This window comes from Klebsiella sp. RHBSTW-00484 (assembly GCF_013705725.1).
GTDB lineage: Bacteria > Pseudomonadota > Gammaproteobacteria > Enterobacterales > Enterobacteriaceae > Klebsiella.
In genome coordinates this window covers 5,834,463-5,852,453 of record NZ_CP055481.1, presented here as the reverse complement: position 1 = coordinate 5,852,453, position 17,991 = coordinate 5,834,463, and the positions used below count along the sequence as shown (strand labels likewise).

The window sequence follows — 17,991 nt, the reverse complement described above, 5'->3', positions numbered from 1 at the left end:
AATGACGTGTAACGGAGTGGATACCGCCATGCGCCAGCGGGTGCAGCGGCAACTGGAAGAGATAGAGAAACGCTATGGCGTCAGGGTGCTCTACGCCTGCGAGTCCGGCAGTCGGGGCTGGGGCTTTGCCTCGCCGGACAGCGACTATGACGTACGATTTCTCTATGTGCATCCACCGGAATGGTATCTGCGGGTAGAGCTACCGCGGGATGTCATTGAATTGCCGATAGACGATGAGCTGGACGTTTGCGGCTGGGAGTGGCGTAAGGCGCTGGGCTTGCTGAAAGGGGCGAACCCGACGCTTATCGAGTGGCTGGATTCGCCGGTAGTTTATCAACAAGATGCAGCGACGATATCAGCGCTTAAGGCGCTGGTTCCGCAATGGTTTTCCCCGGTTCGTGCGCGCTGGCACTACTACTCGATGGCGCGGAAAAACTTTCGCGGTTATCTGCAAGGTGACGATGTGCGATTGAAAAAGTACTTCTACGTGCTGCGTCCGTTGCTGGCCGTTCGCTGGGTTGAGGCGGGAAAAGGCGTGCCGCCGATGCGCTTTGCTGAACTGCTGGCGGGGAGCGAACTGGAAGCGGGGTTACGTCAGGAAATAGACGAGCTGCTGGAGCGTAAACAACGTGCTGGGGAAGCTGAGTATGGCCCGCGTCGCCCACTGTTGCATGCGTTTATTCAGTCAGAACTGGTAAGGGGTGAGGTTCCGCCGATGCTGCCGGATAGCCGGACGGGCGATGCCAGAGAGCTGGACAAGCTGCTGATGACCACGGTGATGGGAAAATAAATATGGCCCGGGATATATGTACCGGGCCATTTTATTGGCAATTACTCGAACAGATTATGATGCAGCTTCTGCACCACTTTCTCAGCATCCGCGCCAGGTACGAGGAAGCACAGATTATGGCTGGATGCGCCGTAGCAAATCATACGAATATTGAACGGCTCCAGTACGCCAAACACCTCTTTACCGACGCCGCACGCTTTCGACAAATCATTGCCAATTAGCGCGACCAGCGCCAGATCTTGCTCGACCTCTACGCGGCACAGGGAAGACAACTCGGTCAGCAGCGCCTGGGTTAGCAAGGTGTCGCCTGCGGAAGTGGAACCGGTGGTGTCCATGGTCAGCGCCACGCTCACTTCTGAAGTAGTGATGAGATCCACGGAGATATTATGTCGCGCCAGGATGCCGAACACTTCGGCGAGAAAACCGCGAGAGTGCAGCATATTCAGGCTGTGCAGGGTCAGCAGAGTCTGCTTGCGGCGCAGCGCCAGCGCGCGGAACAACGGTGGATTTTCGGTCGTGTTGCATACCAGCGTACCGCCCGCTTTCGGCTCTTTGCTGGAGCCAACAAATACCGGAATCTCGCTACGCACGGCGGGAAGCAGAGTTGCCGGATGCAGAACTTTCGCGCCAAACGTCGCCATTTCCGCCGCTTCTTCAAAGGCGATGACGTCAATACGTTTGGCCGCCGGAGCAACGCGTGGGTCGGTGGTATAGATGCCGGGAACATCGGTCCAGATATCAACGCGAGTCGCATGCAGCGCTTCGCCCAGCAGAGCGGCGGTATAATCGCTGCCGCCGCGACCGAGCGTGGTGGTGCGGCCTTTGGCTTCGCTACCAATAAAACCCTGAGTGATCACCAGGCCTTCTGCAAGGCGCGGAGCCAGCAACTGTTGGGTGAGTTCAGAAAGTGCGGCGATATCCGGTTCCGCGCGGCCAAAGCGGTCGTTGGTGCGCATAATTTTACGCACGTCAAACCACTGGGCGGCGATACCACGCTCGCGCAGGATTTCGACAAACAGTAGGGTGGACATCAGCTCACCGTGACTGACCAGCTCATCAGTCAATGCGGTTGAGCTCGCCAGCGATGCAGCTTCTGCCAGAGCGGTAATATTTTCCAGCAGGCGCTCAATCTCGTCGCGAATCACGTTCGGATAGCGCAGGCGCTCCAGGATATTGAACTGGATCTGGCGCATGGCATCGAGTTTCTCGAAGCGTTCGCCAGGTTCCAGCCCATCCGCCAGAGCAACCAGCAGATTAGTCACGCCCGCAGAAGCGGAAAGCACGACCACGCGGGTATTGGCATCCAGCAGCGCGACGTCTACGCTGCGGTTCATGGCATCAAAATCGGCAACGCTGGTGCCGCCAAATTTGGCGATAACTAAGTCTGTCATAACAACCTCGTGTCAGGGGGCCTGACTTATTAAAACGATTCCTGACAACCAATCCTGGTAAGGCTGGACGCATCCGGATTGCAATAAAATGTCTTAATAAGCCAGGCCAAATTATTCAGCCATGGCACAAGGGAAGAGCGAAAAACAGGGTGGGCGCAGAGCGATAAACAAACTACGATGTCACCCAGAAGTGCTCCACCTTGTAGACCCGCTTCCTGATGCATTGCACCATTTGGCGAGTATGAAACGCCCGACTGCGAACGTTTCTGGTGACAACCCAGAGGATTCAGCCTCTGTGGCCGGTGATGAGCGTAACCAGACGCTTATTCACCTCGGCGCTGCTCCCCCTCACGTATTTTCCCCGGACTGGCTCCTCCAATACGGTTACCTGGGCAACGCACCTCTTCTGGCAATTACCGACGTCTTTCACTTTGCCTGGGGGGACGCGGGTCATTATACCCCCCTGCAATACCCTTTCGCTGTAGCGTGAAATGCGCGAGCAACATACCTACGTGGATGTATAGGTATTGCCGTTATATAAAGGCTTCAGGTGAACTATGTCAACGTCAGGGTTATGCGGATTTTTCATACACGAGTGGCTGAAAGAAAAAAGCCTTATGATGGCTATACTATCAGGGACGTTTTGCCCAAAATTGCCCCTATTTCTGACACGTATCATCGGCATAACACAAAAATCATCACAATTTTCCGCCACCGGCGCTACAATCGACCGCAGTCACAATTCTCAAATCAGAAGAGTATTGCTAATGAAAAACATCAATCCAACGCAGACATCTGCCTGGCAGGCACTACAAAAACACTTTGATGAAATGAAAGACGTTACCATCGCGGACCTGTTCGCGAAAGATAGCGACCGTTTCACTAAGTTTTCCGCAACGTTCGACGATCTGATGCTGGTGGATTTCTCCAAAAACCGCATCACCGAAGAGACGTTGGCAAAACTGCAGGATCTGGCCAAAGAGACCTTCCTGGCAGACGCCATTAAGTCCATGTTCTCCGGCGAAAAGATTAACCGTACTGAAGACCGTGCGGTACTGCACGTTGCGCTGCGTAACCGTAGCAATACTCCGATTGTGGTTGATGGCAAAGATGTGATGCCGGAAGTGAACGCGGTGCTTGAGAAGATGAAATCCTTCTCTGAAGCCATTATCTCCGGTAACTGGAAAGGCTATACCGGCAAAGCGATTACCGACGTGGTTAACATCGGTATCGGCGGCTCCGACCTTGGCCCGTTCATGGTGACCGAAGCGCTGCGCCCGTACAAAAATCATCTGAATATGCACTTTGTGTCTAACGTCGATGGCACCCACATCGCCGAAGTGCTGAAAGGCGTGAACCCGGAAACTACCCTGTTCCTGGTCGCTTCTAAAACCTTTACCACTCAGGAAACCATGACCAACGCCCACAGCGCGCGCGATTGGTTCCTGGCGACCGCTGGCGATGAAAAGCACGTGGCGAAACACTTTGCCGCGCTCTCTACCAACGGTAAAGCGGTGGGCGAATTCGGTATCGACACCGCCAACATGTTTGAATTCTGGGACTGGGTCGGCGGTCGTTACTCACTGTGGTCAGCCATCGGTCTGTCGATCATCCTGTCCGTCGGTTTCGACAACTTTGTTGAGCTGCTGTCCGGCGCGCATGCGATGGACAAACATTTCTCCACCACCGCGCCGGAGAAAAACCTGCCGGTGTTGCTGGCGCTGATTGGTATCTGGTACAACAATTTCTTCGGTGCTGAAACCGAAGCGATTCTGCCGTACGACCAGTATATGCACCGCTTTGCCGCTTACTTCCAGCAGGGCAACATGGAATCCAACGGTAAATACGTTGACCGTAACGGTAACGCCGTGGATTACCAGACTGGCCCAATCATCTGGGGCGAGCCGGGCACCAACGGTCAGCATGCGTTCTACCAGCTGATTCACCAGGGGACCAAAATGGTGCCTTGCGACTTTATCGCCCCGGCGGTTACCCACAACCCGCTGTCCGATCACCATCCGAAGCTGCTGTCTAACTTCTTCGCGCAGACCGAAGCGCTGGCGTTTGGTAAATCCCGCGAAGTGGTTGAGCAGGAATATCGTGATCAGGGTAAAGATCCAGCAACCCTGGACCACGTGGTGCCGTTTAAAGTGTTCGAAGGCAACCGTCCGACCAACTCCATCCTGCTGCGTGAAATCACTCCGTTCAGCCTGGGCGCGCTGATTGCCCTGTATGAACACAAGATCTTCACTCAGGGTGTGATTATGAACATCTTCACCTTCGACCAGTGGGGCGTTGAGCTGGGCAAACAGCTGGCTAACCGCATCCTGCCGGAACTGAAAGATGGCAGCGAAGTGAGCAGCCACGACAGCTCTACCAACGGTCTGATTAACCGCTATAAGTCCTGGCGTGCATAATTAGACTGGTGTCTGAGCGGGCCTGCGGATGGTAGATTGTTTTGTAGGCCGTGCAAGGCGTTAGCCGCCGCTCGGCAAAAATGCGAGCACAATGCCGACCCACGTGGTCGGCATTTTTTATTCTAACCGCCGCAACAGCTTCGCCGGATTTCCCGCCCACACGCCTTTCTCGGTAATCGACTTCGTCACCACGCTGCCCGCACCAATCACCACACCATCACAAATGTTCACGGCCAGAATAGTCGCACCGCTGCCGATAGACACATCGTCGCCAATTACAATTCTCCCCCAGCTTTCGCGGTCTGCGTTGGGCTTACCGTCGCGGAACATATCGTTGGCGAACATCACACCATGACCGATAAAACAGCGTTCACCGATAGTCACATACTCACAAATAAAGGTATGAGACTGAATTTTGCTGCTGTTGCCGATACGGGTATGGCCCTGAATTTCAACGAACGGCCCGACGAAGACGTTATCGCCAAGCGTGCAGTTGTAGAGATTTGCGGGCTGGTAAATCACCACGTTCTCGCCGCTGGTGACGTTGCGAATAGCAGTTTCTCGAAGCGTATGCATGCTGCCTCTCAGATCTGTTTGGCCAGAATATGTAATGTGCTTTGTTGGGTGGCGGAATGAAATTCAACGTCTTTAACGTGCCGCATCCCCTGGCGCTCATAGAAACGACGGGCGCGGGTATTGGCGTCGAGCACTTCCAGCCATAGCCAGCTTTCACCGGCCTCTTTTGCTCGCGTCTCAACGGCGTTAAAAAACTGCTCGCCGTAGCGATGCCCCGTTGCGTCAGGCAGCAGGTAGAGCTTATGCAGTAGCGTGCCGGACGGGCCATCGGAGTTGATATCCTGGCGGCAGGCGTATTTAGCAAAGCCAATCGGGTGCGTGGCTTCAGCAATTAACCAGCAGCACTGCGTATCGGCCAGGCTGCGTTCCAGAGAGGCCATGGAATACTCTTGTCGCAGGTAGAGTTCCATCTCGTCGGCGTTATGCCAGAGGTGAGCAAAGTGGTGGCGGTAGCTGGCATTACCCATTTCGTTGAGCAAGGCTGCATCTTCTGGCCCTGCAATACGAATTTTGAACATGGTTGTTTCCTTTTTAACCTGTCAGTGTGGCAAGTGATTGTTACATCTACGCCGCCGGTGGCAAAAAGTTAACGAATAATGTCGATCTGGATCACACTTTTGCGTTATACAGGTCACAAATAATGATGATTATGAGGTGTATCTATGCCGCCGGTTTATCGTCCGTTGGTGAGTTTTATCGCAACCGCAATGCAAACCGTTTTGAACCTCGGCCTGCTGTGCCTGGGGGTTATTCTGATTGTTTTTCTGGGCAAAGAGACGCTGCATCTGGCGCACGTGCTGTTTACCCCGGAGCCAGTCAGCAAGTACAAGCTGGTGGAAGGGCTGGTGGTTTACTTCCTCTATTTTGAGTTTATTGCGCTGATTGTGAAGTACTTCGAATCGGGATTTCACTTCCCGCTACGCTATTTTGTCTATATCGGCATTACCGCTATCGTGCGCCTGATTATTATCGATCATGACTCGCCGATGGCGGTGCTGATTTACTCCGCCGCGATCCTGATTCTGGTGATTACGCTCTGGCTGTGTAACTCCAACCGACTGAAACGCGAATAAAAGACAGCACGCCGCTATCAGCTGCAGCGTGCTTGCACTTTAATTATTGCGCAGAAGATTGCGGCACTTTCTCCTCTACGGGCTCCCATAGTTCTTCGAGTTCTTCCAGCGTTTTGCCTTTAGTTTCCGGCACAAACTTCCACATGAATAGCGCAGCCAGAATTCCCATACAGCCGTAAATCCAGTAGGAGAAGCCGTTGTGAAAATGGGAAACCAGCCACGAATTTTTATCCATCATTGGGAAGGTCCAGGAGACAAAGTAGTTCGCCAGCCACTGGGCAGCAACCGCAATGGCGAGCGCTTTGCCGCGAATCGCATTGGGGAAGATTTCTGCCAGCAGCACCCAGCAAACCGGTCCCCAGGACATCGCAAATGCGGCGACGTAAACCAGCATAGACAACAGTGCCACCAGGCCGGAAGCCTGGGTATAAAACGCGGTTCCGAGGCTGAACATGCCAACCGCCATACCGAGAGCGCCAATAATCTGCAGCGGTTTGCGGCCAAATTTATCGACCGTCATGATGGCCAGCACGGTGAAACTCAGGTTGATAACGCCAACGATGATGGTTTGCAGCAGCGCCACGTCCGTACTGGCACCCAGTGTTTTAAAGACTTCCGGAGCGTAATAGAGAACGACATTGATGCCGACGAACTGTTGGAATATCGAAAGCATAACGCCGATAACAATGACTCCTGTGCCAAACATCAGTAGACGACCGCCCGTTTTCCGACCATGTTCTAATGACTGATTGATCTCCTGCATCGCCTGAACGGCGAGCGTACTGCCCATAATTTTGCGTAGGATGCCTTCCGCTTGCTCTTGTTTACCTCGAGCCATCAGCCAACGCGGGCTTTCCGGTACGGTATATAGCAGTATTAAAAATAGCAGTGCGGGAATGCACTCTGAGGCAAACATATATCGCCAGCCATCAGTATTCAGCCAGTTAGCGTCTCCGGATTTGGCAATGAAATAGTTTACGCAGTACACCAAAAGCTGTCCAAAAATAATCGCAAACTGGTTAAAGGAAACCAGTTTCCCTCGAATGTGTGCCGGAGCCAGTTCTGCAATATACATTGGCGAGAGCATTGATGCTAAACCAACACCAATACCGCCAATGATGCGATAAATAACAAACTCAGGTACGTATCCAGTTAAATAGATCGGGACAGTGCTCTCCGGATTAATATCGGTAAAACCGAGTTCTGGCCATGCAGAACCTATACCTGAGATAAAGAATAGGATCGCGGCGATTTTTAGCGAATCACGGCGGCCGAAACGGTTGCTAAAATAGCCGCCAAGCGCGCCGCCAATGATGCAGCCAATCAGTGCACTGGCAACACAGAACCCTAACAATGAGTTGGCGGCAGATTCGCTTAGATTTTGCGGGGCAACAAAAACAGTATTTAAGGATTCAACCGTGCCGGATATGACTGCAGTATCGTAGCCAAATAATAGTCCTCCTAATGTTGCAACTAACGTAATCGAAAAAATATAGCTGGAATTATATTGGGTGTTCATTTAAACCTGCCTTAGATGATCCAGTCCTTTTTATCGGTGCCAATGATGGTGTATTTCCGCGGCAGGTCAGGCAATTATCAAATTTTACATTTCAATTACGTTTTGTCTTTTCTGTGATCTTAACTCTGATTAATTTCCCTCGGGTCGAGGATAAATAGAATTGCTGTGATGGGGGACACGAAAGAAAATAATCGTAACGGTAATGTAAAATAACATAATGATAATCATTTAAAGAAGGCTTAGTCATCATTACAGGTTGCGATAATATCAGTCGAGGTTTGCAAGCGATCGTCCATTGTTGCGCGCCGACTGACAGGGCATCACTGTTGAAACGCGAATAAAAAAAAGCGGCCTCCAGGGCCGCTGACCAACAGTCACAAATATAATTTATGTAGGGTCCAGTTGAGGATAGCAGTGGCATTTGCCTTACTTTTTCAGCTGAGGGTGACAGCGGCAATACCCGGTTGGGGTCGTGCATTGCCGCGAAACCGTCATCCCTCCTCTGAAATTTGGGGCGGGTATACTCGTCATACTTCACGTTGTTGATGCGTTGACTGCGCCCGCTCACCCCAGTCACATAGTTATCTATGCTCCCGGGGATTCTCGGGCTTGTCGCCTTTCGACAACGCGAATTATTTAGAGTATCTAACGATGAAACTTAACCTTTCACTCCGCCTGCCGTCAGGCCGTTAACCAGCCAGCGCTGGGCCAGCAGGAACACTACGGTAATCGGGATAGCGGAGAGTACTGCCGCAGCGGCAAAGTCGCCCCACAGATAGTTCTGCGGGTTGAGATACTGCTGCATTCCGACCGCCAGGGTGTAGCTGTTCACATCGCGCAGCAGTAGCGAGGCTACAGGCACTTCGGTAATTGCGGCGATGAACGACAGAATAAACACGACCGCCAGAATCGGCACCGACAGCGGGAGCAGCACCAGGCGGAAAGCCTGCCACGGGGTCGCACCATCCAGCGCCGCTGCTTCTTCCAGCGAGCCGTCAATGGTTTCGAAATACCCTTTAATCGTCCAGACGTGCAGCGCGATACCGCCCATATAGGCGAAGATTACGCCGCCGTGGGTATTCAGGCCGACAAACGGCACGTACTGGCCGAGGCGATCAAACAAGGCATACAGAGCAACCAGCGACAGAACCGCCGGGAACATCTGGAAAATCAGCATCCCTTTGAGCAGCGTGGCTTTACCCGGGAAACGCATACGGGCAAAAGCGTAAGCACAGGTGGTAGAGAGCGCGACGATACCAATCGCGGTAATGCCCGCCACCTTGATGGAGTTCCACAACCACAGCAGGACCGGGAAGGGTGGTGGCGTGACGCGACCGTCAGCGTGTTCAACGCTAAAGCCTAATGCCAGTCGCCAGTGCTCCCAGGAGATACTTTCAGGGATCAGGCTACCGGTGGCGAAGTTACCTTCGCGCAGCGAGATAGCGATGACCATCAGCAGCGGGAACATAATCGCCGCGATAAAAATCAGCAGCAGGAGGTGCGTCGTCAGTAGACGCAGCTTCTGAGATTTGGGTTGAACCATAGCCATAATATTTTTACTCCCCTTGATACCGCTCCAGGCTATTTTGCTTGCCATTTTGAACTCGGGCAGAGCTCAGAATCCTCACGTACTACGTGTACGCTCCGGTTCTTCCGCGCTGGCCGAGCCCAAACTGCCCGCGCCAATGACGCCTGGTTATTCCAATTAATCAAACTTCATACGTGTGGCTTTCAGGTTAATAATCGCCAGCGCGCCTACCAGCAGGAAGATCAGCGTAGCGATAGCCGCCGCGAGGCCGAAGTCCTGGCCGCCGCCGCCTTCGAAGGCGATACGGTAGGTATAGCTCACCAACAGGTCGGTATAGCCCGCTGGCGTGGTGGTGCCGAGTCGGTCCGGCCCGCCGTTGGTCAACAGCTGAATCAGCACGAAGTTGTTAAAGTTAAACGCGAAACTGGCGATCATCAGCGGCGTTAGCGGCTTGATCAGCAGCGGCAGCGTAATTTTAAAGAAGTTCTGGAACGGGGTTGCGCCGTCCATTGCCGAGGCTTCATACAGGTCGTCAGGAATCGCTTTCAGCAGGCCCATGCACAGAATCATCATGTACGGATAGCCGAGCCAGGTGTTGACGATGATGATCATGGTACGTGCGGTAATCGGGTCGCTAAACCAGGCCGGTTTAATGCCGAACAGCGCGCTGAGCATCATGTTGATCTCACCAAAGCTCTGGTTGAACAACCCTTTGAAAATCAGAATCGAGATAAACGACGGTACGGCGTAAGGCAGAATCAGCAGTACGCGGTAAATCGCTTTGCCTTTTAGGGCTTCCCACTGCACGAGGCAGGCGAGAATCATCCCCACTGCGACGGTCAGAATGACTGTCAGGATGGAGAACACTACCGTCCAGACGAAGATCGCGAAGAACGGTTTCTGGATACCTTCGTCCTGGAACACGCGGGTGAAGTTATCCCAGCCGATGGTCACCGTATAGCCAGGACTCAGCTTCTCGCTGCCCCAACTGCCATCAGCGTTAATGGCCTGGTAGAAGCCAACATCAGCATTCGGACGATACTTCACGCCGCTCTGGTTGTTGGTCAGCATGCCGTCATCCGCCAGCGCATACAGCGGTTGGGTGCCGGAGAATTGGCGTAGCGAACTCATGATGACTTTGCTTTCGTCGGGCAGTATCGCGGTCAGCTGGTTCAGGGCGGTACGGTTTTGCGTAATGACGCGCAGGTTAGCGCGTTCACCTTCCGGCAGCGCATCGGCTTCTTTAAGGGCCAGCTTCTGCTCGCCGCCGAATTTAAACGCATCGGAAAGGTAGTTTTTGCCGCTGTCGCCATCGGTCAGCGCCAGCTTCCACTCATCTCCAGCCGGATAGAGTGCGAAGTTGTAGGATTTACCCGCCTGGAAAGAGCGGTCCATCAGCACTTGCTGAGCGCGTTCGAAGGTCAGCTGGTTGGTGCTGCTGTAGTTGGTAAAAGCGATAGCGATGGTGCAGATCAACGGGAACAGAACGAACAGTCCCATCCCGGCAACACCCGGATAAACATAGCGCCAGGCATAGGCCTTGCGATTGGAAAAAATATACAGGCCAACCGAGCTTAAAATCAGCGTCATGATGGCAAACAGGTACTCCCCCTGGGCGTACATCAAAACAACAAGGTAACCCACCAGCAGGCACAGCAAGCCGATCACAGACCATGTGAGCTGCGGGCTTTGCCACCAGTGTTTCTTTTTCACGACATCCATGGGGATCATCCTCTTTACACTTTATCCTTCGCGCTACCTCTTTGTTGGCTGCGGATGCGCACCCCAGTCACTTACCGATGTAAGCTCCTGGGGATTTGCATCCTTGCCGCCTCGATGTAGCGCGAATGATTTCGTGTAACAACGTATTCAATAAACCTTATTTCCTTAGAAATAAGGGAAACTGTATTACTTGGTGATGCGAGCCTGTGCATCTTTCAGCGCGGCATCGACGGTCTGACGACCGCTAGCTGCGTTGATAACCGCGGTACGTACGGCATACCAGAAAGCGGACATCTGTGGGATGTTCGGCATGATTTCGCCTTTCTGGGCGTTCGCCATGGTGGCGGCGATACGCGGATCTTTTTCCAGTTTCTCCTGGAAGGATTTCAGCGCAACGGCACCCAGCGGTTTGTCCTTGTTCACTTCATCCAGACCCTGGTCGGTCATCAGGTAGTTTTCGAGGAACTCTTTCGCCAGTTCTTTGTTCGGGCTGGCGGCGTTAATACCGGCGCTCAGAACACCAACGAACGGTTTGGACGCGTTGCCTTTAAAGGTTGGCAGCAGGGTAACGCCGTAGTTAACCTTGCTCTTATCAATGTTAGACCATGCCCACGGACCGTTGATGGTCATCGCGGTATCGCCTTTGTTGAATGCCGCTTCAGCGATGGAGTAGTCGGTGTCGGCGTTCATGTGTTTGTTTTTGATAAGGTCGACCAGGAAGGTCAGGCCTGCTTTCGCGCCAGCGCTATCAACGCCAACGTTTTTCACGTCATATTTGCCGTTTTCAAACTTGAACGCGTAACCGCCGTCGGCAGCAATCAGCGGCCAGGTGAAGTACGGTTCTTGCAGGTTAAACATCAGCGCGCTCTTACCTTTCGCTTTCAGTTCTTTATCCAGCGCAGGGATCTCTTCCCAGGTTTTCGGCGGGTTTGGTACCAGGTCTTTGTTGTAAATCAGCGACAGCGCTTCTACCGCGACCGGGTAGGCAATCAGTTTGCCGTTATAGCGTACGGCGTCCCAGGTGAATGGATACAGTTTGTCCTGGAAGGCTTTGTCCGGGGTGATTTCTGCCAGCAGGCCAGATTGGGCATAGCCGCCGAAACGGTCATGGGCCCAGAAGATGATGTCCGGGCCGTCGCCGGTTGCAGCAACCTGCGGGAATTTCTCTTCCAGCTTGTCCGGGTGCTCGATGGAAACTTTAATGCCAGTGTCTTTTTCGAACTTTTTACCGACTTCAGCGAGGCCGTTGTAGCCTTTGTCGCCGTTAATCCAGATAACCAGCTTACCTTCTTCTATTTTCGCGAGGGCAGAGGCGGAAAACATCATCGTGGTCAATGCAGACAGCGCGAGGATGCGAGCGCCAGTTTTGATTTTCATATACCCGTCCTATTTGGTGATGTGCTCGTGGATACACTTGGATGGCTTAACGGTGATGAGTTTCCTTTTTTAACAACCTCTTTCCATCCTCCCTATGTCTACGCCCCACCCATCGTTTGTGTGATCTCCATTGCAGAATCGCCGGTTATGAGCCCTGGAGCACATAAAAACGAGGCCATTTTTGTCGCCTGCATCACGAAATCGGTATCAGCCCGTCCCCCCCGGAGGCGAGACGTCATCTCTCATCCTCCCGTCTCCTCCCCCATAAAAAAGCCGGGGGTGGAGGATTTACCATATCTATGAATACCGCATAGTCAGCCCATCTTGAATGTGTCGTTAAGTGACTGGTTGTAACGAAGGGAGAAGGGCATGGCGAGCGTACAGCTGCGAAATGTAACGAAAGCCTGGGGCGACGTGGTGGTATCGAAAGATATCAATCTCGAGATCCAGGATGGGGAGTTCGTCGTGTTTGTTGGCCCATCGGGCTGCGGCAAATCCACCCTGCTGCGTATGATTGCCGGGCTGGAAACGGTGACCAGCGGCGATCTTATGATTGGCGATACCCGAATGAACGATGTCCCGCCCGCCGAACGTGGTATCGGGATGGTGTTTCAGTCTTATGCGCTTTACCCCCACCTTTCCGTCGCGGAAAACATGTCTTTCGGCCTGAAGCTGGCCGGTGCCAAAAAAGACCTGATTAATCAACGCGTCACCCAGGTAGCAGAAGTCCTGCAACTGGCTCATCTGCTGGAGCGTAAACCAAAAGCGCTTTCCGGCGGTCAGCGTCAGCGTGTGGCGATTGGCCGTACCCTGGTGGCCGAACCGCGCGTTTTCCTGCTTGATGAACCTCTCTCTAACCTTGATGCCGCGCTGCGCGTACAGATGCGTATCGAGATTTCCCGTCTGCATAAGCGCCTTGGGCGCACGATGATCTACGTGACCCACGATCAGGTCGAGGCGATGACCCTCGCTGACAAAATCGTGGTACTGGATGCCGGTCGCGTCGCGCAGGTCGGGAAACCGCTTGAGCTTTATCACTACCCGGCGGATCGCTTCGTCGCGGGCTTTATTGGCTCGCCGAAGATGAACTTCCTGCCGGTTAAAGTCACCGCTACCGCCATTGAACAGGTTCAGGTGGAACTGCCTAACCGCCAGCAAATCTGGCTGCCGGTGGACAGCGCCCGCGTTCAGGTCGGCGCGAATATGTCCTTAGGGATTCGCCCGGAACATCTGCTGCCCAGCGATATCGCTGACGTCACCCTCGAAGGCGTGATTCAGGTGGTGGAACAGCTTGGTAACGAAACACAAATTCATATCCAGATCCCCGCCATCCGTCAAAACCTGGTTTACCGCCAGAACGACGTGGTGCTGGTCGAAGAGGGAGCCACATTCGCCATCGGCTTGCCGCCGGAGCGTTGCCATTTATTCCGTGAGGATGGCACCGCTTGTCGTCGGCTGCATAAAGAGCCGGGCGTGTAAGGCTTCTAACTAAAAAAAAACACAAAACCATTCGCGCTGCATCGAGGCGGCAAGGGAATGAATCCCTGGGAGCGTACAAAAGTACGTGACCAGGGTGAGTGAGCGCAGCCAACAAAGAGGCAGCCCGAAGGGTGAAGTGTTCAAAGAAAAGCAATGATCTCAGGAGATAGAATGATGATTACTCTGCGCAAACTTCCACTGGCGATCGCCGTTGCAGCAGGCGTTATGTCTGCTCAGGCGCTGGCCGTTGATTTCCATGGCTATGCTCGTTCTGGTATCGGCTGGACCGGTAGCGGTGGTTCACAGGAATGTTTCAAAGCAACAGGTGCTCAAAGTAAATACCGTCTCGGTAACGAATGTGAAACCTATGCGGAACTGAAGCTGGGCCAGGAATTATGGAAAGAGGGTGACAAGAGTTTTTATTTCGATACTAACGTCGCGTATTCCGTAGACCAACAGGATGACTGGGAAAGTACCTCTCCGGCATTCCGTGAAGCTAACATCCAGGGTAAAAACCTGATTGACTGGTTACCGGGTTCTACCCTGTGGGCCGGTAAGCGCTTCTACCAGCGTCATGACGTTCATATGATCGACTTCTACTACTGGGATATCTCTGGTCCGGGTGCGGGTCTGGAAAACGTGGATGTCGGCTTCGGTAAACTCTCTCTGGCAGCTACACGTAACTCTGAAAGCGGCGGTTCTTACACTTTCTCCAGCGATGACACCAAGAAATATGCTTCTAAAACCGCGAATGACGTCTTCGACGTGCGTCTGGCCGGTATGGAAATTAACCCAGGCGGCGTACTGGAGTTAGGCGTGGATTATGGCCGTGCTAACCCGCAGGATGACTACCGTCTGGCTGATGGCGCGTCGAAAGACGGCGTGATGCTGACTGGTGAACATACTCAGTCTATCTGGGGCGGTTTCAACAAGTTTGTTGTTCAGTATGCAACCGACTCGATGACTTCCTGGAACAGCGGCCACTCTCAAGGCACCAGCATTGATAACAAAGGCAGCATGATCCGCGTTCTGGATCACGGCGCGATGGACTTCAACGATGACTGGGGCCTGATGTACGTTGCGATGTACCAGGATGTGGATCTGGACAGCAACAACGGTTCTACCTGGTACACCGTCGGTGTTCGTCCGATGTACAAATGGACGCCGATCATGAGCACCCAGTTGGAAGTCGGTTACGACAACGTGAAATCTCAGCGCACCAGCGAAAACAACAACCAGTACAAAATTACTCTGGCCCAGCAATGGCAGGCAGGTAACAGCGTCTGGTCCCGCCCGGCAATCCGTATTTTCGCCACCTACGCGAAATGGGATGAAAACTGGGGTAACAGCAACACCTCCGGTCTGCAGACTAAAGACAGCAGCGGTAATGGTCTCCTGACTAATAGCCGCGGTAGCGATAGCGAAGTCACCTTCGGCGCGCAGATGGAAGTTTGGTGGTAATTCAGTAGTCAATATGTCGTAACACGGAGGGGCTTATGCCCCTCCTGATTATTCAGGATTAGCGCGCTATTGCCTGGCCACCGCTAAACCTATGCAATCCGAGGTGAGAACAATGAAAATGAAGAAAACTCTCGTCGCCCTGTATCTATCCGCAGGGATGTTGGCATGCGTGCCGGGGATTAGCTTTGCCGATGTCAACTTCGTCCCGCAAAACACCAGTTCAGCCCCCTCCATACCTGGCGTTGCCCTGCAGCAATTAGTCTGGACTCCGGTTGATCAATCTAAGACGCAGTCCGTTGATTTACTCACTGGCGGGCAACGTTTAGATGTTGCTGGTATCACTGGCCCGGTTGCCGCCTGGAGCGTTCCGGCGAATATTGGCGAGCTGACCCTGACGCTCACTAGCGAAGTGAATAAGCAAAAACAAATTTTTGCCCCGAACGTACTGATTCTTGACCAGAATATGACGCCAGCTGCGTTCTTCCCCAGCAGCTATTTTACCTATCAGCAGCCTGGCGTGATGACCGCAGATCGGCTTGAGGGCGTGATGCGCCTGACTCCGGCATTAGGACAGCAGAAGCTGTATGTGCTGGTCTTTACAACGGAAAAAGATTTACAGCAAACCACAACGCTGATGGATCCGGCGAAGGCTTACGCTAAAGGCGCAGGCAATGCCATACCTGATATTCCAGACCCGATTGCCAGGCACACCACTGATGGCGTGCTGAAGCTAAAAGTGAAAACCAATAGCGGCTCTAGCGTGCTGGTCGGCCCGCTGTTTGGCTCTTCCGGCCCTGGCCCTGTAACCGTCGGTAATACGGCGGCGCCTGTTGCTGCACCGGTAGCTGCCCCAGCTCCGGCGGCGAAAAGCGAGCCGATGCTTGATGACACCGAAACCTACTTTAACAACGGTATTAAGCAGGCTGTCGCGAAAGGCGATATCGACAAGGCTCTGAAATTGATGAACGAAGCTGAACGTCTCGGCTCGAAATCTGCTCGTTCCACCTTTATCAGCAGTGTAAAAGGCAAGGGGTGATCGTCTCCCCACAATGCTGATGTTTAGGCACAGCCTTTAGGTGCGTCCGCCTGGGCGCACCTTTTTTTATCGCGCGATAGCCGCTGTTGCATGGCTGTTGCGCGGATGATCGTATATTGACGTTTGCCCGCCCCCACCGCCCCATTCTGCGATACAATAGTTTCTCGTTATGTTCCGGAGAATCAGGCATGTCACATCCTGCGCTGACGCAACTGCGTGCGCTGCGTTATTTTGCCACTCAGCCCCCGCTGGACGCGCATCTGCGCGATTGGTTATTGCTTGAAGACTCAATGACCAAACGTTTTGAGCAACAAGGGAAAAAAATCAGCGTCATCATGGTGAACGAAGGTTTTGTTGGACGCGAAGCGCTGGCGGGTGAAGAGACCCTGCTCGCGGATGAACCGCGCTACTGGCTGCGGGAAATTATCCTTTGTGCCGATGATGAACCCTGGCTGGCCGGTCGGACTATCGTGCCGGAGTCGACGCTCAATGGTCCGGAATTGGCGCTGCAACAGCTTGGGCAGACGCCGCTGGGCCGCTATCTGTTTACGTCGTCTACGCTAACCCGTGATTTTATTGAAATCGGTCGTCATGCAGAGCTTTGGGGGCGTCGTTCCCGCCTTCGGCTGAGTGGCAAACCGCTGCTGCTGACAGAATTGTTTCTGCCTGCATCGCCGTTGTATTAAGAGGAAGAGAAAATGGAGTGGAGTCTGACGCAGAACAAGCTGTTGGCGTTTCACCGCCTGATGCGGACTGACAAACCGATCGGCGCGCTGCTGCTGCTGTGGCCGACGCTGTGGGCGCTGTGGGTAGCAACGCCGGGGATACCACCGCTGTGGATCCTCGCCGTTTTTGTCGCGGGCGTCTGGCTGATGCGCGCTGCCGGCTGCGTAGTGAATGACTATGCAGATCGTAAGTTTGACGGCCACGTTAAGCGCACCGCCCGCCGCCCGCTGCCAAGCGGCGACGTCACCGAAAAAGAGGCGCGAACGCTGTTTGTTGTGCTGGTGCTGTTCTCATTTCTGCTGGTGTTGACCTTAAACACCATGACCATTTTGCTGTCGGTCGCTGCGCTGGCGCTGGCCTGGGTCTATCCGTTTATGAAACGCTACACCCACCTGCCGCAGGTGGTACTAGGCGCGGCGTTCGGCTGGTCGATTCCGATGGCCTTTTCAGCGGTGAGCGAATCTCTGCCGTTGAGCTGCTGGCTGATGTTTCTCGCCAATATTCTGTGGGCGGTGGCCTACGACACCCAGTATGCGATGGTCGACCGCGATGACGACGTGAAGATCGGCATTAAGTCGACGGCGATTCTGTTTGGTGACAACGACCGCTTAATTATCGGGATCTTACAGGTAGCTGTACTGGCGCTGATGGCGGCGGTGGGCTGGCTGAGCGGTCTGGGCTGGGAGTATTACTGGTCATTGTTTATCGCCGCAGCGCTGTTTGTCTGGCAGCAGAAGCTGATTTTCAAACGTGAACGCGATGACTGCTTTAAGGCATTTTTAAACAATAACTACGTGGGACTGGTGTTGTTTCTCGGTCTGGCGATGGGGTATATGCAGTAGTTTTGTGGTTTACCCGGCTTGCGGCGTAAACGCCTTAGCCGGGCTACAAAACCG

At 53.5% G+C, this 17,991-nt stretch carries 15 protein-coding genes and 1 riboswitch; of the genes, 8 read left to right on the top strand and 7 right to left on the bottom strand.

What is annotated here, in order from left to right; genetic code table 11:
* Window position 1 precedes the first annotated feature (1 nt).
* Window positions 2–790, top strand: a complete 789-nt coding sequence (locus HV213_RS27580) for a nucleotidyltransferase domain-containing protein (RefSeq protein WP_181484043.1) — start codon at window positions 2–4, stop codon at window positions 788–790.
* A 41-nt stretch (window positions 791–831) separates the two neighbouring features.
* Here the strand turns inward: HV213_RS27580 and lysC are convergent, their stop codons facing one another.
* The gene (lysC, locus tag HV213_RS27575; protein ID WP_112215905.1) at window positions 832–2,181 is read right to left on the bottom strand and encodes a lysine-sensitive aspartokinase 3; all 1,350 of its coding nucleotides are present in this window, start codon (window positions 2,179–2,181) and stop codon (window positions 832–834) included.
* A gap of 180 nt (window positions 2,182–2,361) precedes the next feature.
* A riboswitch (Lysine riboswitch) is annotated at window positions 2,362–2,595 on the bottom strand.
* A 353-nt stretch (window positions 2,596–2,948) separates the two neighbouring features.
* Here lysC and pgi point away from each other — a divergent pair.
* On the top strand, window positions 2,949–4,598 hold the full coding sequence (gene pgi / locus HV213_RS27570; protein ID WP_112215904.1) for a glucose-6-phosphate isomerase: 1,650 nt from the start codon (window positions 2,949–2,951) through the stop codon (window positions 4,596–4,598).
* 117 nt (window positions 4,599–4,715) lie between these two features.
* On the opposite strand, the gene HV213_RS27565 is transcribed toward pgi, so the two are convergent.
* Together HV213_RS27565 and HV213_RS27560 are read right to left on the bottom strand one after the other, a co-directional pair.
* Window positions 4,716–5,174 (bottom strand): acyltransferase, encoded by a 459-nt coding sequence (locus tag HV213_RS27565; protein ID WP_181484042.1) that lies wholly within the window; start codon window positions 5,172–5,174, stop codon window positions 4,716–4,718.
* Between the two features lie 8 nt (window positions 5,175–5,182).
* The gene (locus HV213_RS27560; RefSeq protein ID WP_181484041.1) at window positions 5,183–5,692 is read right to left on the bottom strand and encodes a GNAT family N-acetyltransferase; all 510 of its coding nucleotides are present in this window, start codon (window positions 5,690–5,692) and stop codon (window positions 5,183–5,185) included.
* A gap of 144 nt (window positions 5,693–5,836) precedes the next feature.
* Here HV213_RS27560 and psiE point away from each other — a divergent pair, with 144 nt between their 5' ends.
* Complete coding sequence (gene psiE / locus HV213_RS27555) at window positions 5,837–6,247, top strand: phosphate-starvation-inducible protein PsiE (RefSeq protein ID WP_181484040.1); 411 nt, start codon at window positions 5,837–5,839, stop codon at window positions 6,245–6,247.
* 43 nt (window positions 6,248–6,290) lie between these two features.
* Here the strand turns inward: psiE and xylE are convergent, their stop codons facing one another.
* From xylE to malE, 4 genes are all read right to left on the bottom strand, one after another.
* Window positions 6,291–7,766 carry a D-xylose transporter XylE gene (gene xylE, locus HV213_RS27550; RefSeq protein ID WP_181484039.1) on the bottom strand — a complete coding sequence of 492 codons (1,476 nt, stop codon included), beginning with the start codon at window positions 7,764–7,766 and terminating at the stop codon, window positions 6,291–6,293.
* A 658-nt stretch (window positions 7,767–8,424) separates the two neighbouring features.
* Window positions 8,425–9,315 carry a maltose ABC transporter permease MalG gene (malG, locus tag HV213_RS27545; protein WP_004109572.1) on the bottom strand — a complete coding sequence of 297 codons (891 nt, stop codon included), beginning with the start codon at window positions 9,313–9,315 and terminating at the stop codon, window positions 8,425–8,427.
* Window positions 9,316–9,471: 156 nt separating this feature from the next.
* Window positions 9,472–11,016, bottom strand: coding sequence for a maltose ABC transporter permease MalF (malF, locus tag HV213_RS27540; protein WP_181484038.1), 1,545 nt, complete (start codon window positions 11,014–11,016; stop codon window positions 9,472–9,474).
* 186 nt (window positions 11,017–11,202) lie between these two features.
* On the bottom strand, window positions 11,203–12,393 hold the full coding sequence (gene malE / locus HV213_RS27535) for a maltose/maltodextrin ABC transporter substrate-binding protein MalE (protein ID WP_110277224.1): 1,191 nt from the start codon (window positions 12,391–12,393) through the stop codon (window positions 11,203–11,205).
* 369 nt (window positions 12,394–12,762) lie between these two features.
* Between malE and malK the strand changes: the two genes are divergently transcribed.
* From malK to ubiA, 5 genes are all read left to right on the top strand, one after another.
* Window positions 12,763–13,872 carry a maltose/maltodextrin ABC transporter ATP-binding protein MalK gene (gene malK / locus HV213_RS27530; protein ID WP_110277223.1) on the top strand — a complete coding sequence of 370 codons (1,110 nt, stop codon included), beginning with the start codon at window positions 12,763–12,765 and terminating at the stop codon, window positions 13,870–13,872.
* Between the two features lie 171 nt (window positions 13,873–14,043).
* Window positions 14,044–15,333 carry a maltoporin gene (locus HV213_RS27525; protein ID WP_181484037.1) on the top strand — a complete coding sequence of 430 codons (1,290 nt, stop codon included), beginning with the start codon at window positions 14,044–14,046 and terminating at the stop codon, window positions 15,331–15,333.
* A 112-nt stretch (window positions 15,334–15,445) separates the two neighbouring features.
* The gene (gene malM / locus HV213_RS27520; protein ID WP_181484036.1) at window positions 15,446–16,369 is read left to right on the top strand and encodes a maltose operon protein MalM; all 924 of its coding nucleotides are present in this window, start codon (window positions 15,446–15,448) and stop codon (window positions 16,367–16,369) included.
* Between the two features lie 188 nt (window positions 16,370–16,557).
* Window positions 16,558–17,055 (top strand): chorismate lyase, encoded by a 498-nt coding sequence (ubiC, locus tag HV213_RS27515; RefSeq protein ID WP_181484035.1) that lies wholly within the window; start codon window positions 16,558–16,560, stop codon window positions 17,053–17,055.
* A gap of 12 nt (window positions 17,056–17,067) precedes the next feature.
* Window positions 17,068–17,937, top strand: coding sequence for a 4-hydroxybenzoate octaprenyltransferase (gene ubiA, locus HV213_RS27510; RefSeq protein WP_181484034.1), 870 nt, complete (start codon window positions 17,068–17,070; stop codon window positions 17,935–17,937).
* The last annotated feature ends 54 nt before the right edge of the window (window positions 17,938–17,991 follow it).